Source organism: Xenorhabdus kozodoii (assembly GCF_002632875.1).
Classification (GTDB): Bacteria; Pseudomonadota; Gammaproteobacteria; order Enterobacterales; family Enterobacteriaceae; genus Xenorhabdus; species Xenorhabdus kozodoii.
This window is the reverse complement of sequence record NZ_NJCX01000002.1, coordinates 4683-29327: the sequence shown is the minus strand read 5'-3', so window position 1 is coordinate 29327 and position 24645 is coordinate 4683. Positions and strand designations below refer to the sequence as shown.

Below are 24645 nucleotides of genomic sequence, written 5' to 3'. Positions count from 1 at the left end.
CTTTCTTCCGGCTGTCCGCCGCGGCCTGTTTCAGCTCGTCGTCGGTCAGTGGTGGCGCATTATAGGGAGTTTTTCGGCGCTGACAATAGTTTTTTTGAATTTCTTTTTCAAGTGAGTATTTTTTGCTCTTTTTGATATAAAAACCACTCAAACAGACTAAGATTAATGCAGATCATTCCATTGCATGACGTTTTTTCCCCAATAACATTCCGATATAATTGGTCATATGATTGCAATCTGCTTTTACTGTTGAGGTTTTTATGCCTACTGTTTTACGCCAATACCTAAATTTCTATCCTCAAATCGGCCAAAAGGTTCTTTTAGACCCTTCTTCTGTTGTCATTGGAGATGTCAGATTGGCAGACGATGTTAGCATTTGGCCCCTTGTCGTTATCAGAGGAGATGTAAATTACGTTTCTATTGGTTCACGCACAAATATTCAAGATGGTTCCGTTTTACATGTAACGCATAAATCTCCAGATAATCCGAATGGCTTCCCACTGATAATTGGCGAAGATGTCACCGTAGGCCATAAGGCAATGCTACATGGATGTAAAATTGGGAACCGAGTTTTAGTTGGCATGGGATCCATTTTACTTGATGGAGCGACTATTGAAGACGATGTTGTGATTGGAGCCGGTTGCCTGATCCCTCCAGGTAAAAATTTAGAAAGCGGTTACCTGTACGTCGGTAGCCCTGCCAAACAAGTAAGAAAACTCAAACCTGAAGAACGAGAAGGGCTACTGTATTCCGCTAATAATTACGTCCGCTGGAAAGATAACTACCTATCAGAGCAATCTGAAAGCAAAGAGTAGCGTCCAAATTGATCATCATGCCCACTCAAAATGACTGTTTCAAACTCTTCTTCTAAATCCCAGCGATGTTGGCGAAACAAATCGAGTGGATGATGATCCTTACCATAACGCTTTATTATTTCATCAGAACTGATCATGCACTCCACCAGCAAACCATCTACCATTGCTGGGAACATCACCTTATTTTCTATTTCATCCCACTCTTCACGATCTGGAAATTGAATTGATTGATTCATGTGTGTAACTCCCGCCTTAAGACAGTTAAAACAGGTTCTATTTCGGGGAATACTCCATGCCACAATTCAAAAGAATACGCGGCTTGCCCCACCAACATCCCTAAACCATCAGCCAAACGTGAAACGCCATTTTGATGAGCAAACGTAAGGAAAGGGGTTAATCCATGTTGGTAATACATGTCATAACACGCACTATTATTTTGAAAAATCACCGGTGAGATGGCCGGAATTTGTCCATCAAGACCAGAAGCCGTTGCATTAATGATAATATCAAAATCTGGGGTAATAAGGCTGAGGGCATTCATTTCAATGGCTTGGATATCACCTAATAGAGAAAAGGTGTTTGCGATTTTTTGAGCACGCCCAAATGTTCGGTTGGTAATAGTCACTGAACAGTCCAGTGATAACAGGGGGGATAGTACACCTTTCGCGGCACCACCTGCGCCTATGATCAGAACCTTTTGCCCTTGAGAAAGAAATCCCAGTCGCTGTAAATCCACCAATAATCCCATTCCATCAGTGTTATCACCGAGCAGCCGATTTCCTTCTATCCGTTTTAATGTGTTAACTGCACCACAGATACTCGCCCGTTCAGTCAATTCATCTGAACATTTATAGGCTCTCTCTTTGAAAGGAACAGTAATATTCGCCCCTACCCCCCCCTGTTCAAAAAAATGAGCTAAGGTTTGTTCAAAATCCTCTATTGGAGCAAGTATTTTCCCATACTGATGTTCGATCTCTGTTTGTTCAGCAAACAGTCGATGAATATAAGGGGATTTACTATGTGCGATTGGATTACCAAAAACCACGAATTTATCCATGATTACCTATCCTTGCCGGTATAATTTGCCAGTTAACGCGTCCCTGATTTCTGATGGATTCTGACGCCCGCCCACTTCCCCTTCCAAGATTGGCACACGATTACCAAATTGCTGTCGTACTTCTTCTACACTACGACACGGAGCTAATCCGCTGAGATTCGCACTGGTCGAAACAAGTGGTTTTCCATATATAACGCATAGCTGTTTAACCAAAGGATGATCCGTAACTCGAACTGCCAATGTTGAAAATTTGCCGGTCAACCATTTTGGTGTAGTTGCTTTCGCGGGTATTACCCATGTAACAGGGCCAGGCCAATAGGAAAATATGGTTTCTTTTTGTATATCATTTAGTTGCTCATTATCAATATAAGGACATAACCTCTCATAGTTATCAGCAATAAGGATTAGTCCTTTTTCCCAAGGCCTATTTTTCAACGCTAATAGCTCTTGCACTGCATTTTCACTGTCAGGGTCACACCCTAATCCAAAAACGGCTTCAGTTGGATAAGCAATAACTTTTTCTTCTTTTAATGCAGTGATAACTTCATCAAATATCAGTGAGATTACGTGACTCATTTCATTTCTCAATTTCATTAAACTGTTGTTTATTACACAATTTACTGGCACAAAATAATTTTGCGCCTTGGGAAGTCCGCTTTTCTATTAGCAATGGGTAATGACAAAACATGCATTCACCTAAAATGGGCTTATTACTCAGTGCAAACTGACATTCTGGATAGCGACTACAGGAATGAAATGTCTTACCAAAACGCGACTTGCGCTGGAGCAATTTTCCTTTCTGGCATTGGGGACAATTAATTGATGTATCGTCGGGTTTATCAATTAGTTCTGTATGTTCACATTCAGGATAGTGGCTACAACCAATGAACATTCCGTAACGCCCTTGGCGTAAAACTAAAGTAAAACCACATTTCGGACAGGTTTGTCCATTCAATTCCTTAACAATATGCCCATCTGTTTGTGATTTCAAAGGACGAATATACTGGCAAGACGGATAACTGGAACACGCATAAAATGGGCCATGAGTACCATTGCGGATCACTAACTCAGCATCACACTCAGGGCAATGCGCTATTTCTTTTATAGCAAAAGGAACTTTCTTAGACATATCTTACTCGCTGAATATTGGTAGCCACCATAACATTGGAAAAAACACAAATTAAATCGCTTAATTAGTGCGGACATACCCACCAGCAGCAACAGCAACTTTTCCCATAAGTTCCAACTCCAATAATTTGGTCATGACTTCTGTAACCGGCAGGGAAGAGCGCTGGGCAATCAAATCAATAGGTGTAACTTCACTACCTACGTTAACCAGCACATCCACAAATGGCAACTCTGTTTGTTCAAATTGTTTCTTTTCTTCCTCCCGACCTTTTTCTTCGATATTAATCCATTGAAACGACGAACTAATATGTTCCATGATATCTATTACATTTGTTGCCAAATACGCCCCTTGTTTAATCAACCAATGATTACCTTCGTTCGCAGGAGTACCCAATGGACCAGGTAATGCGAAGATGTCTCGCCCTTGTTCAAGAGCGCAGCGAGCTGTAATCAGTGAACCACTATTTTTATGGGCTTCCACAATAAGAAGAGCCAAACTTAACCCACTAATGATCCGGTTTCGCCTTGGGAAATGCTTGGCCTTAGGTGGAGAATCAGGAAAAAACTCAGAAACTAATGCGCCATTTTCTTTAATATGTCTGGCCAAGGGGCTATGTCTACTGGGGTAGATATTTTTAAGCCCACTACCAAGGACTGCTATTGTTTTCCCTCCTGAGTCCAATGCTGCCTGATGGCAGATACCATCAATACCAATTGCCAACCCACTCGTTACTACCAGATGATTTTTAACTAAATCACTAGCAAATATCTTTCCCCATTTTTCGCCATAAAAGGTCGCCGCTCTACTACCAACCATTGAAATTTGCTTTTGAGATAAGACCGATACATCACCTGTGACAAAAAGAACAAAAGGCGGAGAGTGTATTTGCTTTAATAAAGGTGGATAAGCAGGATGAGAGAAAGTCAACAAATGATGATCTGGTTGCTCTAACCAATTGAGAGCAGAAGTCAGAGTGGAGGAGTTAGCTTTCATAAATTGAAAACATTGTGCAGATGACAGACCACATTCTTTAAGGGAGGATATACTGCAATTCTTCGTTTGCAGCAGGCGATCCATAATATGCATAGCCTTCTCTGTTGAAAGATGAGAGACCATTTTCATTCTTAACCACATTTCCATCGTTTCCATACCGTCATCCTGACCTGAGGGTTGAGAACAACCCTTTCATGATTAATTTGTGTTCAATACTGTCAATCTAAATAGGAAATGTCTAGAATAGGCACTAGTTATCATTCACTTTTTGGAAGCACTTCTAAATATATATGTCAGTTTTACAAGTATTACATTATCCAGATGAGCGACTTCGCACAGTTGCCAAGCCAGTAGAAAAAGTTGATGCGGAAATACAGCGTATCGTTGATGATATGTTTGAAACGATGTATGCAGAGGAAGGCATTGGCTTGGCGGCAACACAAGTCGATATACATCAGAGAATTATTGTCATTGATGTCTCTGAAAATCGGGATCAACGTCTTGTTCTAATCAACCCAGAGTTGATTGATGAAACAGGTGAAACAGGGATAGAAGAGGGTTGTTTATCCGTGCCTGAACAGCGTGGATTTGTGCCTCGCTCTGAGCAAGTCAAAATTAAAGCTTTAGACTATAACGGCCACCCCTTTGAATTGGAAGCCGATGAATTACTGGCAATCTGTATTCAACATGAAATGGACCATTTGGTTGGTAAACTCTTTGTTGATTATTTATCACCATTGAAACGTCAACGTATCCGTCAGAAAGTTGAAAAAATTAGCCGACTGAGAGCCAAAAACAAATAATTTTTATTATCGCAGGAAATAACAGTGTCTGATTCTTTACGTATTATTTTTGCCGGAACTCCTGATTTCGCGGCTCGCCACTTGGCTGCTTTGCTAAACTCTCAACACCAGGTTGTCGGCGTGCTAACCCGGCCAGACAAACCGGCAGGAAGAGGTAAAAAATTGACACCAAGTCCTGTAAAGGTATTGGCTGAAGAACATGATGTTCCTGTTTTCCAGCCAAAAACCTTACGTACAGAGGAAAGCCAGCAATGGGTCATGGAGCAACAAGCTGATATTATGATCGTTGTTGCCTATGGGTTAATTCTTCCTCAAGCTGTTTTAGACATACCTCGTTTGGGATGTCTAAATGTCCACGGTTCGTTACTACCTCGTTGGCGAGGTGCAGCACCTATTCAGCGCTCAGTTTGGGCCGGCGACCAAGAAACTGGCGTAACGATCATGCAAATGGACGCAGGGCTTGATACTGGTGATATGCTACTGAAAGCCGTTTGCCCAATTACAAATGAAGATACTAGTGATAGCTTGTACGAAAAACTTGCCGATATTGGCCCAGAAGCCTTACTCAGCACCTTAGATTTAATCACATCAGGAACATGCCAGCCTGAAATCCAGGATGACTCATTTGCGACTTACGCCGAAAAATTGAGTAAAGATGAAGCAAAAATTGATTGGAACTTACCTGCAATCCAAATTGAACGTTGTGTTCGTGCGTTCAATCCTTGGCCTATGAGCTTCTTCTTAATTGATGATCAACCAGTTAAAATCTGGCAAGCAGGAGTCATTACAAAACAAACAACCCAAACTCCCGGAACAATTATCAACGCAGATAAAAAAGGCATTCAAATTGCAACTGCTGATGGAATATTAAATATTACTCAGTTGCAACCACCTGGCAAAAAAGCAATGTCAGCTGCCGATCTCTTAAACTCTAAACGTGAGTGGTTTACACCTGGTAACAAAATCAACTGATACTGACTTTTCCTGGATGTTTTAGCATCCAGGCTTTTTCCTATTTACTATGCTGACGCATTTACTACGCTGACGAAAGTTAGCCTTTTGATCATATCATGAAAAATACATATAACCTGAGAAGCATCGCTGCGAAGGCAATCACTCAAGTACTTGAGCAAGGACAATCCCTCAGCACTGTTATACCTGAACTCCAACAAAAAGTTTCTGATAAAGATAAGGCGTTGCTGCAAGAGATCTGTTTTGGTGTGATGAGAGTATTACCTCAGCTTGAGTGGCTCATCAATCAATTAATGGTAAAGCCATTGAAAGGAAAACAACGTATTTTCCATTATCTAATCATGGTCGGTATATATCAGCTTATATATACACGTATACCTGCACATGCTGCGCTTGCCGAAACCGTCAATGGCGCAACTGACTTAAAACGGCCACAACTGAAAGGGCTAATTAATGGTGTCCTTCGCCAGTTTCAGCGCCAACAACAGGCACTAATCGAACAGGCAAATAAGCATATTAATCAACACCTACATCCCAAGTGGCTGCTAGAACGCATTCAAAAAGCATATCCGCAAAACTGGCAAACTATAGTAGATGCCAACAATCAAAAACCACCGATGTGGTTGCGAGTCAACCAACTTCATCATGCAGCTAAAGAATATCTTGCTCTGTTAGAAGAATCTAATATAGAAGCAGAATTAGATACCAACCATTCCAGCGCTATTCGTCTTCTGAATCCCTGTCCTGTCAGTGCATTACCCGGATTTAATCAAGGCTGGGTAACTATTCAGGATCGTTCTGCTCAAGGATGTGCTGAACTCTTAACCCCCTGTGACGAGGAATCTATACTGGATCTTTGCGCCGCACCTGGCGGAAAAACCACTCATATCCTCGAAATAGCACCAAAATCTAAAGTTCTCGCTGTCGATATTGATGCACAACGAATTAAGCGAGTGAAAGAGAATTTACAACGGCTTAACTTACATGCTGTCGTCAAAACAGGAGATGGACGCCTTCCACATGAGTGGGCGGCTAATGAACAATTTGATCGAATTCTTCTTGATGCACCCTGTTCTGCTACAGGTGTCATTCGCCGTCACCCTGACATAAAATGGCTACGCAGAAATGAAGATATAGATCAGCTAGTTACATTACAATCCGAAATCCTTGATGCTATCTGGCCATATTTAAAGAGAAATGGCACGTTAGTTTATGCTACCTGCTCAATTTTGCCTCAGGAAAATAGTGAGCAAATAAAAGCATTTTTGTCCCGTCATCCCGATGCAGTACTATCAGAAACAGGTCATTCGGATTCGCCTGGAATACAAATTATTCCAGAAGCTATAGGCGGTGATGGTTTCTTTTATGCCCGATTAACAAAGCAATGATGATGCCTCCCGTTCCACTTGAGCGAGAGAATTTTATGGTTTTGCTAAAATATCAAGAATAGAAGACGGCTTCCAATCGAGAAGAGAATGCTATGAAGATAATCATTTTGGGTGCTGGCCAGGTTGGTGGAACATTAGCCGAAAATTTGGTTGATGAAAACAATGATATTACTGTCGTTGATACCGATACCGATCGTCTACGCCAGTTACAGGATAAATTCGATCTCCGAGTTGTCAATGGTCATGGCTCCCATCCCAAAATATTGAGAGAAGCTGGCGCTGAAGATGCTGATATGTTAATCGCTGTCACAAATTCAGATGAAACCAATATGGTTGCATGCCAAATTGCCTACTCTCTATTTAACACGCCTAATAAAGTCGCCAGAATACGCTCATCAGAATATATCCGAGAATCCGAGAAATTATTTCAACCTGATGATATTCCTATCGATTATCTAATATCTCCTGAGCACTTAGTCATTGATTACATCTATAAATTGATTCAATACCCAGGAGCATTACAAGTTGTTAATTTTGCTGAAGGGCGTGTTAGCATTGTCGCGGTTAAGGCCTATTATGGTGGTTCACTAGTAGGTAATGCCCTATCTTCACTCCGGGAGCATATGCCACATATTGATAGCAAAGTTGCTGCAATATTTCGCCAGGATCGCCCTATAAGACCACAAGGCTCTACAATTATTGAAGCTGGAGATGAAGTCTTCTTCGTTGCAGCATCACAACATATCAGGGCGGTAATGAGTGAACTACAACGCCTTGAAAAACCGTATAAACGCATCATGATTGTTGGTGGTGGGAATGTTGGTGCAGGATTAGCCTTGCGGCTTGAAAAGGATTACAGCGTCAAGCTAATTGAACATAACCAAAAAAGAGCCACGGAGTTAGCTGAACTATTGCACGATACTATTGTGTTTTATGGTGATGCTTCAGACCAAGAACTGTTAGCTGAAGAGCACATTGAACAAGTTGACGTTTTTATAGCGCTAACAAATGATGATGAAGCCAATATTATGTCAGCCATGCTTGCAAAACGGATGGGAGCCAAAAAAGCAATGGTCCTTATTCAACGCAGTGCATATGTTGATTTAGTACAAGGTGGGGTCATTGATATTGCAATTTCACCTCAACAAGCAACAGTATCGGCGCTGCTTGGTCATGTCCGTAAGGCGGATATTGTCAGTGTGTTTTCATTAAGAAGAGGAGTTGCTGAGGCTATCGAGGCCATAGCTCATGGTGATGAACATACTTCAAAAGTTGTTGGGCGTAAGATAAGTGATATTAAATTACCACCAGGAACAACAATAGGTGCCATTGTCCGCAATGAAGAAGTCATCATTGCTAATGATTACAGTATCATCCAACAAGGCGACCATGTGATCATGTTTATTACTGACAAAAAATTTGTTCCTGAAGTAGAAAAACTTTTCCAACCAAGTCCTTTCTTCCTGTGAAAATATTAATTCGGCCTTATTAGATTAATATCTTCCACTTAAAAAGCGAGAAGGCCAATGATAACAACTTGAAAAAATTATTATCATTGGCCTCCCAACCAAATTTTTTACCCTGTTTTTCTTTACGATTATAACTACCTTTACCTTTTTTATTTTTCTCTACTCTTTGCCTAAATAAAGGATCATGTAATAAGGCTTCTATTGCATTATCTTTGATAACGCCTTTTTTATGGTGATATGTTGTCATAATGACCTCTAAACCAATTAATAAAATCGTTTTATGATTAAAAGCCGTTCGATTTTACTCTTAGCATCCAGGATAATAAAGAAAAATTATCTATTAGTTGCTCCTTCCTCCAAAATTTCCAATATAGAACAATATGTACTGACGTGCGTACTACCGCAACAAGCATCGCTCAACATTTTCAAAGAATCGCGCATCTTTTGCATTTCTAATAATTTTTCTTCAACTTCTCGCAATCTAGAATCAACAATATGTTTTGATTCTTGACATGTATGATGCTCAGGATCAACTCGAATAGATAATAGTTCGACAATTGCTTCCAGTGTAAAACCTAATTGTTTTGCATAACGGATAAAACGTAATCGTTGTAGATCCTGCTCAGTATAAAGCCTATACCCCCCTTCCGTTCTCTCTCCATGGAACATCAGTCCCTGTTTTTCATAAAAACGGATAGTGTCAGGTATCACACCTGCTAATTTAGCCAACTGACCGATACGATACATAGAATTTTCCTATCAAGTAGTCAATAAATACAATACTATCAGAATAGGTTAAGAAATCACCTGCACAGAAAAAATTTGCAGATTAATTGATGGACATAAAACGGAGAATTAGAGGATAAAAATTAGAAGGCAATAAAAAACCGGGATAATACCCGGTTTTCTACGCCTCTACAGATTACTCTGCGGATGCTACTTCTGTCTGAGACTCTGCTGCACGGTCAACAAGCTCGATGTATGCCATCGGTGCATTGTCACCGGCACGGAAGCCACACTTCAGAATACGAGTGTAACCACCTGCACGGCTCGCAAAACGCGGGCCCAGTTCATTAAACAGTTTTGCCACAATCTCGTTATCACGAGTACGGGCGAATGCCAGACGACGATTAGCTACGCTGTCGGTCTTGGCAAGAGTAATCAGCGGCTCAACGACGCGACGCAGTTCTTTCGCTTTAGGCAAAGTCGTCTTGATGATTTCATGACGAACCAAAGAACCTGCCATGTTACGGAACATAGCTTGGCGATGGCTGCTATTGCGGTTCAATTGACGACCACTCTTACGATGGCGCATGACCTTATCCTTCTCAGTAAAACCTTAACCTGTGATCTAGTTATTCATCAGCAATACTTGCTGGTGGCCAGTTTTCCAGACGCATGCCCAGAGAAAGTCCACGTGAAGCCAGTACGTCTTTAATCTCAGTAAGAGATTTTTTACCTAAGTTAGGTGTCTTAAGTAACTCAACTTCAGTACGCTGTACCAGATCACCGATGTAGTGGATAGCTTCTGCTTTAAGGCAGTTAGCAGAGCGGACAGTCAATTCCAGATCGTCAACAGGGCGCAGCAGGATCGGATCAAACTCTGGCTTCTCTTCTTTAACTTCAGGTTGACGTACATCACGTAAGTCAACGAAGGCTTCTAGTTGTTCAGCCAGAATGGTAGCTGCACGGCGAATCGCCTCTTCAGGATCGATTGTACCGTTAGTTTCCATCTCGATAACCAGCTTATCCAGGTCAGTACGCTGTTCTACACGTGCTGCTTCAACATTGTAGGCAATACGCTCTACTGGGCTATAGCAAGCATCTACTAACAAACGACCGATAGGGCGCTCATCTTCTTCCGAATGAATTCGGGCAGAAGCCGGCACATATCCACGACCGCGCTGAACTTTAATACGCATACTAATGGAAGCGCTTTCGTCAGTTAGATGGCAGATTACGTGCTGTGGCTTGACGATTTCGACATCACCATCATGGATAATGTCGGCTGCAGTCACAGGGCCAATGCCAGATTTATTCAAAGTAAGGATAACTTCATCTTTACCCTGAACTCTCACCGCCAGCCCTTTCAGATTGAGGAGAATCTCCAGGATATCTTCCTGTACGCCTTCTTTGGTGCTGTACTCGTGCAGTACACCATCAATCTCAACCTCAGTCACCGCACAACCCGGCATAGACGAAAGCAGAATACGGCGCAGTGCGTTGCCAAGAGTATGGCCAAAGCCACGCTCTAATGGCTCAAGGGTCACCTTGGCGTGCGTCGAACTGACTTGCTCGATATCTACCAGGCGCGGTTTTAGAAACTCTGTCACAGAACCCTGCATTGTGTCCTCTCTTTGGTGCTAAGCTTTACTTAGAGTAAAGCTCGACGATCAGGTGTTCGTTAATGTCAGCGGATAGATCAGTACGTTCAGGAATACGCTTGAACACACCTTCCATCTTCGCAGCATCAACTTCCAACCAAGTTGGTTTCTCACGCTGCTCAGCCAGCTCTAAAGCTGCTTTAATACGAGCCTGCTTCTTCGCTTTTTCACGAACGCTGACTACGTCATTCGGGGATACATGATAAGAAGCGATGTTAACAACGCGACCATTTACCATGATAGCCTTGTGGCTTACCATCTGACGTGCTTCAGCACGAGTGGCGCCAAAACCCATACGATAAACGACGTTATCCAAGCGACCTTCCAGCAAGTTCAGCAGGTTTTCACCTGTGTTGCCTTTCAGACGAGTTGCTTCTTTATAGTAGTTACGGAATTGACGTTCCAGAACACCGTAAATACGACGAACTTTTTGTTTTTCACGTAACTGCACACCATAGTCAGACAGACGCGGTTTACGCGCACCGTGCTGGCCTGGTGCCTGTTCTAATTTACACTTGGTGTCAATCGCGCGAACGCCAGACTTCAGGAAAAGGTCTGTACCCTCGCGACGGCTCAGCTTGAGCTTAGGACCCAAATATCTTGCCATTTTCTTTCTCCAACAATCCTAAAAAACGAAAACGTATTAAACGCGACGTTTTTTCGGTGGACGACAACCGTTATGAGGGATCGGAGTCACATCAGTAATATTAGTGATGCGAAAACCAGCCGCATTTAATGCGCGGATAGTTGACTCACGGCCAGGACCAGGTCCTTTAACCATAACTTCCAGGTTCTTAATTCCATATTCTTTTACCGCTTCAGCGCAGCGCTCTGCTGCAACCTGAGCTGCAAACGGAGTAGATTTACGAGAACCACGGAAACCGGAGCCACCGGCAGTTGCCCAACCCAGTGCGTTACCCTGACGATCAGTAATAGTAACGATGGTGTTGTTGAAAGAAGCATGGATATGAGCCACACCGTCAGAGACTTGTTTTCTTACACGCTTACGTGCACGAATAGGTGCTTTTGCCATTATTCAATACCCCGATTATTTCTTGATCGGCTTACGCGGACCCTTACGGGTACGTGCATTGGTCTTAGTACGCTGACCGCGAACTGGCAGACCACGACGATGACGCAAACCACGATAGCAACCAAGATCCATCAGACGTTTGATACTCAGGGTTACTTCACGACGCAGATCACCTTCTACAACGTATTTGGCAACTTCGTCACGCAGATTGTCAATTTGCTCTTCAGACAGCTCACTGATCTTAACATTTTCAGCAATACCCGCCGCTGCACAGATTGCTTGTGAACGGGTTTTACCGATACCGTAGATCGAAGTTAATGCGATTACAGTATGTTTCTGATCAGGAATGTTAATGCCTGCTATACGGGCCACTATGCACTCCTACAATATTTATTCACTGCAACATCATTCTGAAAAGCCCGTTTTCAGGATACTCAAACAATGTTGCTGTCAGATAAAAAGATTGGCTGGCTAATTTAGCCAGCTCAACCCAACTTTGCAAGAAAAATATGCGATTAATTAGCCTTGGCGCTGCTTATGCTTAGGCTCTGCATTACAAATCACACGAACGATACCGTTACGTTTAACGATTTTGCAGTTGCGACATAATTTCTTGACGGAAGCACGAACTTTCATTTTTACTCTCCGTAACTTCTCAAGCAAACCGATTAGCGGTTATAACCTTTCAGGTTTGCCTTCTTCAATGCAGACTCATATTGACTCGACATCATCAGAGTTTGCACTTGAGCCATAAAGTCCATGATGACGACGACTACAATCAATAGGGAAGTACCACCAAAATAGAATGGGACTTTCATTGCATCACGCATGAACTCCGGGATTAAGCAGATAAAAGTAATATACAACGCACCAATTAAGGTTAGACGAGTCATTACTTTATCAATGTACTTAGCCGTTTGCTCTCCCGGACGAATTCCTGGTACGAATGCACCGGACTTCTTCAGGTTATCTGCTGTTTCTCTTGGATTGAAAACCAACGCCGTGTAGAAGAAACAGAAGAAGATGATTGCAGACGCGTATAGTAACACATAAAGCGGTTGTCCTGGTTGCAAATACATAGAAATAGTTGTCAACCAATTCCAGCCTGTTCCACCGCCGAACCAAGAAGCTATGGTACCAGGGAACAAAATAATGCTGGAAGCAAAAATCGCAGGGATGACCCCAGCCATATTCACTTTCAACGGTAAATGTGTACTTTGTGCCGCAAAAACTTTACGACCTTGTTGACGTTTCGCATAGTTAACAACGATACGACGTTGACCACGTTCAATGAAAACAACGAAGAAAGTTACGGCAAACACTAATACTGCAACCAACAGCAACAGGAGGAAGTGCAGGTCGCCTTGCCGAGCTTGCTCGATGGTGTGACCAATTGCAGGTGGTAGACCCGCAACGATACCAGCAAAGATTATGATCGAAATACCGTTACCGATACCTCGTTCAGTAATCTGCTCACCCAGCCACATCAGGAACATAGTTCCCGTGACCAGACTTACAACAGCCGTGAAATAGAATGCAAGACCAGGATTAATAACTAACCCCTGCATTCCAGGCATATTCGGCAACCCAGTAGCAATACCGATTGACTGGAATATTGCCAGCACTAATGTGCCATAACGGGTGTACTGACTGATCTTACGACGACCAGCTTCCCCTTCCTTCTTAATCTCTGCTAAACGGGGGTTAACCACAGTTAGCAACTGGATAATAATTGATGCCGAAATATACGGCATTATACCCAGTGCAAAGACAGAAGCACGGCTTAAAGCACCACCAGAGAACATGTTAAACATTTCAATGATGGTGCCTCTTTGCTGCTCGAGCAATTTGGCAAGCACAGTGGCATCAATACCAGGGATTGGAATAAAAGAGCCAATACGGAAAACAATTAGAGCTCCAATGACAAACAAAAGTCTGCGTTTTAACTCGCCTAATCCGCCTTTGGCACTTTGAAAATCTAATCCTGGTTGTTTAGCCATCTGTTACTTATTCCTCAATTTTACCGCCAGCAGCTTCAATTGCAGCACGGGCGCCTTTAGTAACACGCAAGCCACGCACAGTTACTGCGCGATTGACTTCGCCAGAAAGCATTACTTTAGCGAATTCAATTTGAGGGCCAATAATGTTAGCAGCTTTCAGTGCATTCAGATCGATTACATCGCCTTCAACGCGGGCAAAATCAGACAGACGAATTTCTGCGGTGACCATTGCCTTACGTGAAGTGAAACCAAATTTTGGCAGACGACGGTATAAAGGCATCTGGCCACCTTCAAAACCACGACGAACGCCACCGCCAGAACGAGACTTCTGACCCTTGTGACCACGACCGCCGGTTTTACCCAGACCAGAACCAATACCACGTCCTACACGTTTAGGTGCGTGCTTGGCACCCTCAGCCGGAGACAGAGTATTTAAGCGCATCTGTTACTCCTCAACTTTAACCATATAGGAAACCAAGTTGACCATACCGCGAATAGCTGGTGTATCTTCACGCTCAACAGTATGACCAATGCGACGCAGACCTAAACCAGTCAGAGTTGCCTTATGCTTAGGCAAACGACCGATTGAACTGCGAACCTGAGTAATTTTAATAGTCTTAGCCATGGTCATTACCCCAGAATTTCTTCGACGGACTTGCCACGCTTAGCTGCGACCATTTCTGGAGACTTCATGCTATCTAAAGCATCCAGAGTTGCACGAACCACGTTAATCGGGTTAGTGGAACCGTAGGTTTTTGCCAGTACGTTACGAACTCCAGCTACTTCTAGAACAGCACGCATCGCACCACCGGCAATAATACCTGTACCTTCGTGAGCAGGCTGCATGAACACGCGGGAACCGGTGTGTGAGCCTTTCACTGGGTGATGCAAAGTGCCGCTGTTAAGTGCAACGGTTTTCATATTGCGACGTGCTTTTTCCATCGCTTTTTGGATTGCTGCCGGAACTTCGCGTGCTTTGCCGTAACCAAAACCAACGCGACCGTTACCATCACCAACTACAGTCAGTGCTGTAAAGCTGAAGATACGGCCACCTTTAACGGTTTTAGATACGCGGTTTACCGCGATCAGCTTTTCCTGCAGTTCGCCAGCTTGTTTTTCGATGTGAGCCATCTTACACCTCTACCTTAGAACTGAAGGCCAGCTTCACGGGCAGCATCTGCCAGTGCCTGGACTCTACCATGATATTGGAAACCAGAACGGTCAAAAGATACATCTTTGATACCTTTTTCCAGAGCACGTTCAGCAACAATCTTACCAACTAGTGCTGCGGCTTCTTTGTTTCCAGTAAATTTCAGTTGTTCACTGATAGCTGTTTCTGTTGTAGAAGCGGCCACCAGAGTTTCAGAACCATTTGGTGCGATAACCTGCGCATAAATATGGCGAGGGGTACGGTGTACCACCAGGCGAGTCGCACCCAGTTCTTTGAGCTTGCGGCGTGCGCGGGTCGCACGACGGATACGAGCTGCTTTCTTATCCATAGTGTTACCTTACTTCTTCTTAGCCTCTTTGGTACGCACGACTTCATCGGCGTAACGAACACCCTTGCCTTTATATGGCTCAGGACGACGATAGGCACGCAAATCTGCCGCAACCTGACCAATCACTTGCTTATCAGTACCTTTCAGTACGATTTCAGTTTGTGATGGGCATTCTGCAGTTATGCCTGCTGGCAGCTGATGCTCAACCGGATGCGAGAAACCTAAAGACAAGCTAACTACATTGCCTTTAACTGCTGCACGGTAACCAACACCAACCAGCTGAAGTTTCTTAGTGAAACCTTCGTTAACACCAATAACCATAGCGTTCAGCAGAGAACGAGTTGTACCTGCCTGCGCCCAAGCGTCAGCAAAACCTTCGCGTGGAGCGAAAGTCAGTTGGTTATCCGCATAGTTAACTTCAACTGCGTTGTGGATTTTACGACTCAGCTCGCCGTTTTTACCCTTAATCGAAATAACCTGACCGTCGAGTTTAACCTCTACACCGGCAGGAATGACGACGGGTGCCTTTGCAACACGAGACATTCTTTCCTCCCGAATTAAGCTACGTAGCAGAGAATCTCGCCACCCAGACCAGCCTGGCGAGCTGCACGATCAGTCATTACACCTTTAGAGGTAGAAACAACAGCGATACCCAAACCCGCCATAACTTTTGGCAGCTCATCTTTTTTCTTATAGATGCGTAGACTTGGGCGGCTTACACGCTGAATGCTTTCTACAACAGCCTTACCTTGGAAATACTTCAGAGTGATTTCCAGTTCTGGCTTAGTGTCGCCTTCGATTTTAAAATCTTCAATATAACCTTCTTCCTTCAGCACCTTGGCAATTGCCACTTTCAGCTTGGAGGAAGGCATGGTGACCGCGACTTTATTCGCGGCCTGACCGTTACGGATACGGGTCAGCATATCCGCGATCGGATCTTGCATGCTCATCTGTCTTTACTCCCGTGATTCAATTGGTGACAATTACCAGCTAGCCTTCTTAAGGCCCGGGATTTCACCGCGCATAGCGGCTTCACGGACTTTAATACGACTTAATCCAAACTTCCGCAAAAATGCATGCGGACGCCCAGTTTGACGACAGCGGTTACGCTGACGGCAAGGGCTGGAATCACGTGGCAGTGTTTGCAGCTTAAGAACAGCATTCCAACGGTCTTCATCAGATGCGTTGACATCAGAGATGATCGCTTTCAGTTCAACGCGTTTTGCGAAGAATTTCTCAGCTAATTTCGCACGCTTTACATCACGCGCTTTCATTGATTGCTTAGCCATGAGTACCCTGCCTTACTTGCGGAACGGGAAGTTAAACGCAGCCAACAGTGCGCGGCCTTCATCATCAGATTTCGCAGTAGTGGTGATAGTAATATCCAAACCACGTACACGATCCACTTTATCGTAATCGATTTCAGGGAAGATGATTTGCTCACGAACACCCATGCTGTAGTTACCACGACCATCGAATGATTTAGCGGACAAACCACGGAAGTCACGGATACGTGGTACAGCAATAGAAATCAGGCGCTCAAGGAACTCCCACATGCGTTTTCCACGCAGGGTTACTTTACAGCCGATTGGATAGCCCTGACGGATTTTGAAGCCTGCAACTGATTTGCGTGCTTTGGTGATCAATGGCTTCTGACCAGAGATTGCTGTCAAGTCAGCTGCTGCGTTATCCAGCAGTTTTTTATCAGCAATTGCTTCACCAACACCCATGTTCAGGGTGATCTTCTCGACCCGAGGGACTTGCATGACAGAATGGTAACCAAACTGAGTCATCAGTTTCTTGACTACCTCGTCTTTGTAGTAATCATGCAGTTTCGCCATCGTATACTCCAAATTACTTGATAGTTTCGTTGTTAGATTTGAAGAAACGCACTTTCTTGCCATCTTCGAATCTAAAACCTACACGGTCAGCCTTACCGGTTGTTGCATTGAAGATTGCAACGTTGGAAACATTAATAGCTGCTTCTTTTTCAACGATGCCACCTGGTTGATTCAGAGCCGGAACCGGTTTCTGATGTTTTTTAACCAGGTTGATGCCTTCAACAATAATTTTACCAGAAGAAAGAACCTGTTTTACTTTACCGCGCTTACCTTTGTCTTTACCAGTCAGCACAATAATTTCGTCATCACGACGGATTTTCGCTGCCATTGCCTGCTCCTTAGAGTACTTCAGGTGCCAGAGATATAATTTTCATGAACTTTTCATTACGAAGTTCACGAGTCACCGGCCCAAAAATACGCGTACCAATAACTTGCTCACTATTGTTGTTTAACAATACACAAGCGTTGCTATCGAAGCGAATGACAGAACCGTCCGGGCGACGAACACCCTTCTTGGTGCGCACCACTACCGCTTTCAGGACATCACCTTTTTTCACCTTACCACGAGGAATTGCTTCCTTGATAGTGATCTTAATGATGTCACCGACGTCTGCGTAGCGACGGTGCGAGCCACCTAGAACCTTGATACACATTACGCGACGTGCACCGGAGTTGTCGGCCACGTTCAGCATAGTCTGTTCTTGGATCATTTTAGTGCTCCGCTAAATGTCAACTACTACTGAGCCCACTTTATTTTCAAAGAGGCCGTTTCAATATCCCATACTACGAGGGCGCGGCATTATAACACCACATCTTCGCGATGGACAGAAAAATAAACGGCCCGTTATTTTTTGAGCCGTTTATTTCGTACGAGATAGCGATCTATTATAGAACCGCTTTCTCTACAACGCGAACTAAAGTCCAAGATTTAGTCTTAGACAGTGGACGGGTTTCGCGGATTTCCACTACGTCACCAATTCCACATTCATTGTTCTCGTCATGTACGTGCAGTTTGGTCGTACGTTTGATGAACTTACCATACAATGGGTGTTTCACCTTACGCTCAATAGCAACAACAATGGATTTTTCCATTTTGTCGCTAACAACACGACCTTGCAGAGTACGGATTTTATCGGTCATTACGCACCCGCCTTCTCAGTCAGTAAAGTCTTAACGCGTGCAATATTACGACGCACTTGTTTCAACAGGTGAGACTGTTGCAGCTGGCCACTTGCCGCCTGCATACGCAAATTAAATTGCTCACGCAGCAGGTTCAGCAGCTCAGTGTTCAGCTCTTCAACGCTTTTTTCGCGCAGCTCTTGTGCTTTCATTACATCACCGTCTTAGTTACAAAGGTGGTTTTGATAGGCAGTTTCGCTGCTGCCAGCTTGAATGCTTCACGAGCCAGCTCTTCAGGCACACCGTCCATTTCATACAGGACTTTACCGGGCTGGATCAAGGCAACCCAGTATTCTACGTTACCTTTACCTTTACCCATACGCACTTCGAGTGGCTTTTCGGTGATAGGTTTGTCTGGGAACACACGGATCCAGATTTTACCTTGACGCTTAACTGCACGGGTCATAGCACGACGTGCCGCTTCGATCTGACGAGCAGTCAGACGACCACGGCCCACAGCTTTCAGACCGAAAGTGCCGAAGCTAACATCCGCACCTGCAGCCAGACCACGGTTGCGGCCTTTGTGCACTTTACGGAATTTTGTACGCTTTGGTTGTAACATCAGCGACTCTCCTTACTTGCGGCCTTTACGCTGCTGCTTTTTAGGTTGAGCAGCCGGTTTTTCCGCCTGTTCAACTGCAGCCATACCACCCAGGATCTCACCTTTGAAGATCCATACCTTAACGCCGATTACACCATAAGTAGTGTGCGCTTCAGAAGTATTGTAGTCGATGTCCGCACGCAGAGTATGCAGAGGTACACGACCTTCACGATACCACTCAGTACGTGCGATTTCAGCACCGCCCAGACGGCCGCTGACTTCCACTTTGATACCTTTAGCGCCCAGACGCATAGCGTTCTGTACAGCACGTTTCATAGCACGGCGGAACATCACACGACGCTCCAACTGTGAGCTGATGCTGTCAGCAACCAATTTTGCGTCCAGTTCAGGTTTACGTACTTCGGCAATATTAATCTGCGCAGGAACGCCAGCGAGATCCGCTACAGCCTTACGCAGTTTTTCAACGTCTTCACCTTTTTTACCGATTACAATACCTGGACGAGCAGTGTGAATGGTTACACGGATGCTTTTCGCAGGACGTTCGATAACGATACGTGAAATAGATGCTTTAACCAGTTCTTTGTTCAAAAACTGGCGAACTTTAAAGTCGCTGTCCAGATTGTCAGCGAATTCTTTGGTATTCGCATACCAGGTAGAGTTCCAAGGTTTGACAATACCCAGACGAATACCATTAGGATGTACTTTCTGACCCATTGCTAGTCTCCAGAGTCTCAGCGATCGGACACAACCACAGTAATGTGGCTGGTGCGCTTCAGGATACGATCTGCACGGCCTTTGGCACGAGGCATAATACGCTTCATAGTTGGGCCTTCGTCTACGAAAATTTTCGTGACTTTCAGATCATCGATGTCAGCGCCATCGTTGTGTTCTGCGTTAGCAATAGCAGACTCAAGTACTTTCTTCACTAAACCAGCAGCTTTCTTGTTGGTGTAGGTCAGAGTTTCCAGAGCTTGCGACACTTTCTTACCGCGGATCAGGTCAGCCACAAGGCGAACCTTCTGAGCAGAAGAACGAGCGTGGCGATGTTTAGCGATAGTTTCCATCTCTTCCTCCTACCTTAGCGCTTTTTAGCCTTTTTATCGGCCGCATGGCCGCGATAAGTACGGGTCGGCGCGAATTCACCCAGTTTGTGACCAACCATTTCGTCGGAAACAAAAACTGGAACATGCTGACGACCATTATGGACAGCGATGGTCAAACCGATCATGTTAGGAAAGATCGTTGAACGACGGGACCAAGTCTTAATAGGCTTTTTGTCTCCGCTTTCCACCGCTTTCTCTACCTTCTTCAGCAAGTGCAGGTCAATAAATGGACCTTTCTTGAGAGAACGTGGCATGGCTTATCCTCTAATTATTTTTTAGAACGGCGACGTACGATATATTTATCAGTACGTTTGTTGCTACGGGTCTTCTTACCTTTGGTCTGGATGCCCCATGGAGTTACAGGGTGTTTACCAAAGTTACGACCTTCACCACCACCATGTGGATGGTCTACTGGGTTCATCGCCGTACCACGAACGGTAGGACGGATACCACGCCAGCGGCTTGCACCAGCTTTACCCAGAACGCGCAGCATATGTTCTGCGTTACCAACTTCACCTAAAGTAGCGCGGCAGTCAGACAGAATTTTACGCATTTCACCAGAACGAAGACGCAGGGTTACATAAGCACCATCACGTGCAACGATCTGAGCATAAGCACCTGCTGAACGAGCCAACTGGCCGCCTTTACCTGGTTTCATTTCTATGTTGTGAACAGTAGAACCAACCGGGATATTGCGCATTGGCAAGGCATTACCAGCTTTAATCGCTGAATCAGCACCAGACTGGATTTGATCACCCGCTTTCAAGCCTTTAGGCGCAAGGATATAACGACGCTCACCGTCTTTGTACAGAACCAGTGCGATGTTCGCTGAACGGTTTGGATCATATTCCAGACGTTCAACAACAGCAGGGATACCGTCTTTGTTACGTTTGAAGTCAACCAGACGATAATGCTGTTTATGGCCACCACCGATGTGACGAGTGGTAATACGACCATTGTTGTTACGACCACCAGTTTTGTTGTTTTTTTCTAACAACGGAGCATAAGGTTTACCCTTATGCAGCTCAGGGTTGACCACTTTAACAACGTGGCGACGGCCCGGAGACGTAGGTTTACATTTAACAATTGCCATTGTTCTTTACTCCTCCGACTTACTCAGCGCCGCCAACGAAGTCCAGATTCTGGCCTTCTTTCAAAGTGACGTAAGCTTTTTTCCAGTCGCTACGACGACCAATACGCTGACCGTGGCGTTTAACTTTACCTTTAACCAGCAAAGTGTTTACACCTTCAACTTCAACTTCAAACAGTTTCTGTACAGCAGCTTTGATCTCTGCTTTAGTCGCGTCTTTCGCAACCTTGAGAACGATGGTGTTGTTTTTTTCCATCGCTGTAGAAGCTTTTTCAGATACGTGCGGCGCGCGCAGTACTTTTAGCAGACGTTCTTCACGGATCATGCCAGCATCTCCTCAACTTGCTTCACAGCTTCAGCAGTCATAACCACTTTGTCGAAGGCAATCAGGCTTACAGGATCGATACCCGCTGTATCACGAACGTCAACCTTGTACAGGTTACGAGCTGCTAAGAACAGGTTCTCATCAACTTCACCAGTGATGATCAGCACGTCTTCCAGAGCCATTTCTTTCAGTTTCTGTACCAGCAACTTAGTTTTAGGTGCTTCAACAGAAAACTTCTCGACAACGATCAGACGATCTTGACGTACCAGTTCAGACAAGATGCTTTTCAGAGCACCACGGTACATCTTTTTATTAACTTTTTGACTGTGGTCCTGTGGCTTCGCTGCGAAAGTTACACCACCAGAGCGCCAAATTGGACTCTTAATAGAACCAGAACGCGCACGGCCAGTACCTTTCTGACGCCATGGTTTTTTCCCTGAACCAGAAACTTCAGCACGAGTTTTCTGAGCACGAGTACCTTGACGAGCACCAGCTGCATACGCAACAACTACTTGATGCACAAGCGCTTCATTGAAATCACGCCCGAAGGTAGTTTCGGAAACAGTCAGCGCGCTTTGCGCGTCTTTCATTACCAATTCCATTCCTATCTCCTCGACGTTACGCCTTGACAGCCGGTTTTACGATCAGGTTACTGTTCGTTGCACCTGGAACAGCACCTTTGACCAGCAGCAGGTTACGCTCAGCGTCAACACGTACTACATCTAAGCTCTGAACGGTTACACGTTCATTACCCAGTTGGCCTGCCATTTTCTTGCCTTTGAATACCTTGCCCGGAGTTTGGTTCTGACCAATAGAACCCGGAACACGGTGAGACAAGGAGTTACCATGGGTAGCATCTTGAGTACGGAAGTTCCAGCGTTTAACAGTACCCGCGAAACCTTTACCTTTAGATGTACCAGTAACGTCGACTTTTTTAACGTCAGCGAAAATTTCAACGCTAATGCTTTGACCTACAGTGAACTCTGCGTCATTTTCTGACAGACGGAATTCACGCAGGATGCGGCCAGCTTCAACGCCAGCTTTAGCGAAATGACCTGCTTCAGATTTATTAACGCGGTTAGCTTTTTTGCTACCAGTCGTTACCTGAATTGCACGATAACCGTCAGTCTCGTTGCTTTTAACTTGAGTCACACGGTTATCTTCGATTTCGATAACAGTTACAGGGATTGAAACGCCATCTTCAGTGAAGATACGAGTCATGCCCACTTTTTTACCGACTAAACCAATCATTGTTTCAACCTCTCAATCGTTCAATGACCTGATTAACCCAGGCTGATCTGCACGTCTACACCGGCAGCCAGATCCAGACGCATCAGAGCATCAACGGTTTTCTCGGTTGGCTCAACGATGTCAACCAGACGTTTGTGAGTGCGAATTTCGTACTGATCACGCGCATCTTTATTAACGTGTGGAGAGATCAGAACGGTAAAACGCTCTTTACGAGTCGGCAGAGGGATAGGACCACGAACCTGCGCACCAGTGCGCTTCGCAGTCTCTACGATTTCCGCCGTTGATTGATCGATCAAACGATGATCAAATGCTTTCAGGCGGATACGGATTCTTTGGTTCTGCATGAGACCAGAGCTCCAACTGTTTTATAAACGTAAATAACTACTCCTCGCACCCATTTCGGTTGATGGGGGAGTGTAATCGTTCTATGCATAACCCCCATATCGGGAGTATTTTTAATGGTGGCAATTCACCGCTTATTACTGATTAATAAATCAGCCCTACTCTGCGTAGGTAAGCTCGAGCATTATACGTAAATTTATCCACAAAGCAAGATTGAGCGTGAAATCTATGCAAAAAAGTACACGCAAGAGAGGAAAGAGGGAAGGAAAGTGCCCTATATACATCAAATTATAGGGCAGAAAAATTATAGCTATTCTTCTTCGCTAAGCTGAGATTGAATGTAATTTTGTATTCCAATTCTAGCTATCAGTTCAAGTTGAGTTTCTAACCAATCGATATGATTTTCTTCATCAGCAAGTACCTCTATCATCAAGTCCCGACTGACATAATCATGAACTGAATCGGCATATGCGATTGCTTCTCTGAGATCCTTTGCACCACGTAATTCTAATTCCAAATCAGATTTCAGCATTTCTTCTACATCTTCTCCGATATTGAGTTTGCCTAAATCTTGTAAATTTGGCACCCCTTCCAGAAAAAGAATACGCTCGATAAGCTTATCTGCGTGCTTCATCTCATCAATAGACTCGTGATATTCGAACTCATTCAAACGCATCAATCCCCAGTTCTTAAACATTCGGGCATGCAAGAAATATTGATTGATGGCGATAAGTTCATTACCAAGAAGTTTATTCAAATGTACAATTATTTTTTTATCACCTTTCATAGCAAGTTCCTCCGCTTCCAGTAACTAGAGTGTAGTACTAATTTAGCAGAGTAATTGCAAGAAAATTGTGTTTATTTTAAGCAACATTATTTATTGGAGGCAGTAGAGCAATCTCCTCATTCATTATTTCACGTGCTTGACGTATGCACTTTCCGCAGTCACTTCCTACAGGAACAAAGCTTCTCAACTCTCTGATAGAACGAATATGTTGCTGATGAACAGCATTACGTATGGCTTTATCACTTACTGCATTGCAGAGACACACATACATGGAAGCACTCTTCTCACTATTTACACACTTTTGATGATTATTTTGGTCGGATAAAACACCCACACCTAAAATTGTTTACGTTTATAAAATAAACGATATCCCAAAATAGTAAATAGAAATAAGTATCATTTCAATTATTGTTTTTATTTTGTTGAGTAACAAAAAAGCCACCAATGACGGTAGCGTAAAATAGAAAAAGAGGAGCCTTAGCTCCTCTTTTCATAATCTTTTAAGAATCAAAGATTAAGCAATAACTTTAGCAACAACACCAGCGCCTACAGTACGGCCGCCTTCACGGATTGCGAAACGCAGACCTTCGTCCATCGCGATTGGGGCAATCAGGTTAACGATC

43 protein-coding genes and 1 rRNA gene (1 of these 44 cut by a window edge) are annotated in these 24645 nt (G+C 44.1%); 5 read left to right on the top strand and 39 right to left on the bottom strand.

The features are described from left to right. Positions 1-41, bottom strand: a 23S ribosomal RNA gene (locus Xkoz_RS01640); it reaches 2937 nt to the left of the window's first position. Between the two features lie 219 nt (positions 42-260). Here Xkoz_RS01640 and Xkoz_RS01635 point away from each other — a divergent pair. Then, complete coding sequence (locus Xkoz_RS01635; RefSeq protein ID WP_099140453.1) at positions 261-815, top strand: gamma carbonic anhydrase family protein; 555 nt, start codon at positions 261-263, stop codon at positions 813-815. On the opposite strand, the gene Xkoz_RS01630 is transcribed toward Xkoz_RS01635, so the two are convergent. Genes Xkoz_RS01630 through dprA form a run of 5 tightly spaced genes read right to left on the bottom strand, consistent with a single transcriptional unit; the run spans position 782 to position 4150 of the window. Further along, entirely contained in the window at positions 782-1051 is a 270-nt protein-coding gene (locus tag Xkoz_RS01630; protein WP_099140452.1) for a DUF1488 family protein, read from the bottom strand. The two genes, Xkoz_RS01635 and Xkoz_RS01630, sit on opposite strands and share 34 nt — an antisense overlap. Beyond that, complete coding sequence (aroE, locus tag Xkoz_RS01625) at positions 1048-1872, bottom strand: shikimate dehydrogenase (RefSeq protein WP_099140451.1); 825 nt, start codon at positions 1870-1872, stop codon at positions 1048-1050. Before aroE ends, Xkoz_RS01630 begins: the two co-directional genes overlap by 4 nt. A 6-nt stretch (positions 1873-1878) precedes the next feature. Continuing rightward, complete coding sequence (tsaC, locus tag Xkoz_RS01620; RefSeq protein WP_099140450.1) at positions 1879-2448, bottom strand: L-threonylcarbamoyladenylate synthase type 1 TsaC; 570 nt, start codon at positions 2446-2448, stop codon at positions 1879-1881. Between the two features lies 1 nt (position 2449). Further along, a complete protein-coding gene (locus Xkoz_RS01615) occupies positions 2450-3001 on the bottom strand; it encodes a DNA topoisomerase family protein (protein ID WP_099140449.1) in 552 nt (183 codons plus the stop codon). 60 nt (positions 3002-3061) lie between these two features. After that, positions 3062-4150 (bottom strand): DNA-protecting protein DprA, encoded by a 1089-nt coding sequence (dprA, locus tag Xkoz_RS01610; protein ID WP_099140448.1) that lies wholly within the window; start codon positions 4148-4150, stop codon positions 3062-3064. Positions 4151-4284: 134 nt separating this feature from the next. On the opposite strand from dprA, the gene def reads away from it, so the two are divergent. The 4 genes from def (at position 4285) to trkA (ending at position 8626) form a co-directional block, all read left to right on the top strand. After that, positions 4285-4797 carry a peptide deformylase gene (gene def / locus Xkoz_RS01605; protein ID WP_099140447.1) on the top strand — a complete coding sequence of 171 codons (513 nt, stop codon included), beginning with the start codon at positions 4285-4287 and terminating at the stop codon, positions 4795-4797. 24 nt (positions 4798-4821) lie between these two features. Further along, positions 4822-5769 (top strand): methionyl-tRNA formyltransferase, encoded by a 948-nt coding sequence (gene fmt, locus Xkoz_RS01600; protein WP_099140446.1) that lies wholly within the window; start codon positions 4822-4824, stop codon positions 5767-5769. 98 nt (positions 5770-5867) lie between these two features. Further along, on the top strand, positions 5868-7157 hold the full coding sequence (gene rsmB / locus Xkoz_RS01595; protein ID WP_099140445.1) for a 16S rRNA (cytosine(967)-C(5))-methyltransferase RsmB: 1290 nt from the start codon (positions 5868-5870) through the stop codon (positions 7155-7157). A 92-nt stretch (positions 7158-7249) separates the two neighbouring features. Next, complete coding sequence (gene trkA, locus Xkoz_RS01590; RefSeq protein ID WP_099140444.1) at positions 7250-8626, top strand: Trk system potassium transporter TrkA; 1377 nt, start codon at positions 7250-7252, stop codon at positions 8624-8626. A gap of 19 nt (positions 8627-8645) precedes the next feature. Here the strand turns inward: trkA and Xkoz_RS01585 are convergent, their stop codons facing one another. From Xkoz_RS01585 to Xkoz_RS01425, 33 genes are all read right to left on the bottom strand, one after another. Further along, a complete protein-coding gene (locus Xkoz_RS01585) occupies positions 8646-8873 on the bottom strand; it encodes an alternative ribosome-rescue factor A (protein WP_099140443.1) in 228 nt (75 codons plus the stop codon). Between the two features lie 86 nt (positions 8874-8959). Beyond that, positions 8960-9373 (bottom strand): Zn(2+)-responsive transcriptional regulator, encoded by a 414-nt coding sequence (zntR, locus tag Xkoz_RS01580; RefSeq protein WP_099140442.1) that lies wholly within the window; start codon positions 9371-9373, stop codon positions 8960-8962. A gap of 175 nt (positions 9374-9548) precedes the next feature. Then, a complete protein-coding gene (rplQ, locus tag Xkoz_RS01575; RefSeq protein WP_074021494.1) occupies positions 9549-9941 on the bottom strand; it encodes a 50S ribosomal protein L17 in 393 nt (130 codons plus the stop codon). 40 nt (positions 9942-9981) lie between these two features. Further along, positions 9982-10971, bottom strand: a complete 990-nt coding sequence (locus Xkoz_RS01570) for a DNA-directed RNA polymerase subunit alpha (protein ID WP_099140441.1) — start codon at positions 10969-10971, stop codon at positions 9982-9984. Positions 10972-10996: 25 nt separating this feature from the next. Then, a complete protein-coding gene (gene rpsD, locus Xkoz_RS01565) occupies positions 10997-11617 on the bottom strand; it encodes a 30S ribosomal protein S4 (protein ID WP_099140440.1) in 621 nt (206 codons plus the stop codon). A 36-nt stretch (positions 11618-11653) separates the two neighbouring features. Then, positions 11654-12043 (bottom strand): 30S ribosomal protein S11, encoded by a 390-nt coding sequence (gene rpsK, locus Xkoz_RS01560; RefSeq protein WP_002919257.1) that lies wholly within the window; start codon positions 12041-12043, stop codon positions 11654-11656. Positions 12044-12058: 15 nt separating this feature from the next. Continuing rightward, the gene (gene rpsM / locus Xkoz_RS01555) at positions 12059-12415 is read right to left on the bottom strand and encodes a 30S ribosomal protein S13 (protein WP_099140439.1); all 357 of its coding nucleotides are present in this window, start codon (positions 12413-12415) and stop codon (positions 12059-12061) included. Positions 12416-12562: 147 nt separating this feature from the next. Continuing rightward, positions 12563-12679, bottom strand: a complete 117-nt coding sequence (rpmJ, locus tag Xkoz_RS01550; RefSeq protein ID WP_045968063.1) for a 50S ribosomal protein L36 — start codon at positions 12677-12679, stop codon at positions 12563-12565. Between the two features lie 32 nt (positions 12680-12711). Beyond that, positions 12712-14043, bottom strand: a complete 1332-nt coding sequence (gene secY, locus Xkoz_RS01545) for a preprotein translocase subunit SecY (RefSeq protein ID WP_099140438.1) — start codon at positions 14041-14043, stop codon at positions 12712-12714. Between the two features lie 7 nt (positions 14044-14050). Continuing rightward, complete coding sequence (gene rplO, locus Xkoz_RS01540) at positions 14051-14485, bottom strand: 50S ribosomal protein L15 (protein WP_045960137.1); 435 nt, start codon at positions 14483-14485, stop codon at positions 14051-14053. A gap of 3 nt (positions 14486-14488) precedes the next feature. Beyond that, positions 14489-14668: a 50S ribosomal protein L30 gene (gene rpmD, locus Xkoz_RS01535; protein ID WP_045968059.1), complete on the bottom strand. Its 180-nt coding sequence runs from the start codon at positions 14666-14668 to the stop codon at positions 14489-14491. Positions 14669-14673: 5 nt separating this feature from the next. Next, positions 14674-15174 carry a 30S ribosomal protein S5 gene (gene rpsE / locus Xkoz_RS01530; protein ID WP_036773468.1) on the bottom strand — a complete coding sequence of 167 codons (501 nt, stop codon included), beginning with the start codon at positions 15172-15174 and terminating at the stop codon, positions 14674-14676. Between the two features lie 14 nt (positions 15175-15188). Beyond that, positions 15189-15542 (bottom strand): 50S ribosomal protein L18, encoded by a 354-nt coding sequence (rplR, locus tag Xkoz_RS01525; RefSeq protein WP_099140437.1) that lies wholly within the window; start codon positions 15540-15542, stop codon positions 15189-15191. Between the two features lie 9 nt (positions 15543-15551). Further along, the gene (gene rplF, locus Xkoz_RS01520) at positions 15552-16085 is read right to left on the bottom strand and encodes a 50S ribosomal protein L6 (protein WP_099140436.1); all 534 of its coding nucleotides are present in this window, start codon (positions 16083-16085) and stop codon (positions 15552-15554) included. Positions 16086-16099: 14 nt separating this feature from the next. After that, positions 16100-16492, bottom strand: a complete 393-nt coding sequence (rpsH, locus tag Xkoz_RS01515) for a 30S ribosomal protein S8 (protein WP_099140435.1) — start codon at positions 16490-16492, stop codon at positions 16100-16102. Between the two features lie 33 nt (positions 16493-16525). Next, positions 16526-16831, bottom strand: a complete 306-nt coding sequence (gene rpsN / locus Xkoz_RS01510; protein ID WP_010847489.1) for a 30S ribosomal protein S14 — start codon at positions 16829-16831, stop codon at positions 16526-16528. Positions 16832-16843: 12 nt separating this feature from the next. After that, the gene (gene rplE / locus Xkoz_RS01505; protein ID WP_099140434.1) at positions 16844-17383 is read right to left on the bottom strand and encodes a 50S ribosomal protein L5; all 540 of its coding nucleotides are present in this window, start codon (positions 17381-17383) and stop codon (positions 16844-16846) included. 13 nt (positions 17384-17396) lie between these two features. After that, a complete protein-coding gene (gene rplX / locus Xkoz_RS01500; RefSeq protein WP_099140433.1) occupies positions 17397-17711 on the bottom strand; it encodes a 50S ribosomal protein L24 in 315 nt (104 codons plus the stop codon). A 10-nt stretch (positions 17712-17721) separates the two neighbouring features. After that, positions 17722-18093, bottom strand: coding sequence for a 50S ribosomal protein L14 (rplN, locus tag Xkoz_RS01495; RefSeq protein WP_004246955.1), 372 nt, complete (start codon positions 18091-18093; stop codon positions 17722-17724). Positions 18094-18268: 175 nt separating this feature from the next. Further along, on the bottom strand, positions 18269-18523 hold the full coding sequence (gene rpsQ, locus Xkoz_RS01490) for a 30S ribosomal protein S17 (RefSeq protein WP_010847485.1): 255 nt from the start codon (positions 18521-18523) through the stop codon (positions 18269-18271). After that, on the bottom strand, positions 18523-18714 hold the full coding sequence (gene rpmC / locus Xkoz_RS01485) for a 50S ribosomal protein L29 (protein WP_010847484.1): 192 nt from the start codon (positions 18712-18714) through the stop codon (positions 18523-18525). Before rpmC ends, rpsQ begins: the two co-directional genes overlap by 1 nt. Continuing rightward, complete coding sequence (gene rplP / locus Xkoz_RS01480; RefSeq protein WP_099140432.1) at positions 18714-19124, bottom strand: 50S ribosomal protein L16; 411 nt, start codon at positions 19122-19124, stop codon at positions 18714-18716. The genes rpmC and rplP overlap by 1 nt, the downstream gene beginning before the upstream one ends. Before the next feature lie 12 nt (positions 19125-19136). After that, entirely contained in the window at positions 19137-19838 is a 702-nt protein-coding gene (gene rpsC, locus Xkoz_RS01475; protein ID WP_099140431.1) for a 30S ribosomal protein S3, read from the bottom strand. Between the two features lie 17 nt (positions 19839-19855). After that, positions 19856-20188 (bottom strand): 50S ribosomal protein L22, encoded by a 333-nt coding sequence (rplV, locus tag Xkoz_RS01470; protein WP_010847481.1) that lies wholly within the window; start codon positions 20186-20188, stop codon positions 19856-19858. Between the two features lie 14 nt (positions 20189-20202). Beyond that, positions 20203-20481, bottom strand: a complete 279-nt coding sequence (gene rpsS, locus Xkoz_RS01465) for a 30S ribosomal protein S19 (protein ID WP_011148791.1) — start codon at positions 20479-20481, stop codon at positions 20203-20205. Between the two features lie 14 nt (positions 20482-20495). Next, positions 20496-21320: a 50S ribosomal protein L2 gene (gene rplB / locus Xkoz_RS01460; RefSeq protein WP_099140430.1), complete on the bottom strand. Its 825-nt coding sequence runs from the start codon at positions 21318-21320 to the stop codon at positions 20496-20498. A gap of 19 nt (positions 21321-21339) precedes the next feature. Beyond that, positions 21340-21642 (bottom strand): 50S ribosomal protein L23, encoded by a 303-nt coding sequence (gene rplW / locus Xkoz_RS01455; protein ID WP_045968045.1) that lies wholly within the window; start codon positions 21640-21642, stop codon positions 21340-21342. Next, positions 21639-22244 carry a 50S ribosomal protein L4 gene (gene rplD, locus Xkoz_RS01450; protein ID WP_074024774.1) on the bottom strand — a complete coding sequence of 202 codons (606 nt, stop codon included), beginning with the start codon at positions 22242-22244 and terminating at the stop codon, positions 21639-21641. Before rplD ends, rplW begins: the two co-directional genes overlap by 4 nt. A gap of 16 nt (positions 22245-22260) precedes the next feature. After that, complete coding sequence (gene rplC, locus Xkoz_RS01445) at positions 22261-22893, bottom strand: 50S ribosomal protein L3 (RefSeq protein ID WP_099140429.1); 633 nt, start codon at positions 22891-22893, stop codon at positions 22261-22263. Positions 22894-22925: 32 nt separating this feature from the next. Next, positions 22926-23237, bottom strand: a complete 312-nt coding sequence (gene rpsJ / locus Xkoz_RS01440) for a 30S ribosomal protein S10 (protein ID WP_001181005.1) — start codon at positions 23235-23237, stop codon at positions 22926-22928. Positions 23238-23545: 308 nt separating this feature from the next. Beyond that, on the bottom strand, positions 23546-24022 hold the full coding sequence (bfr, locus tag Xkoz_RS01435; protein ID WP_099140428.1) for a bacterioferritin: 477 nt from the start codon (positions 24020-24022) through the stop codon (positions 23546-23548). 76 nt (positions 24023-24098) lie between these two features. Then, positions 24099-24293: a bacterioferritin-associated ferredoxin gene (bfd, locus tag Xkoz_RS01430; protein ID WP_099140427.1), complete on the bottom strand. Its 195-nt coding sequence runs from the start codon at positions 24291-24293 to the stop codon at positions 24099-24101. Between the two features lie 243 nt (positions 24294-24536). Next, positions 24537-24632, bottom strand: coding sequence for an EF-Tu C-terminal domain-related protein (locus tag Xkoz_RS01425; RefSeq protein WP_422646062.1), 96 nt, complete (start codon positions 24630-24632; stop codon positions 24537-24539). Between the last annotated feature and the right edge of the window lie 13 nt (positions 24633-24645).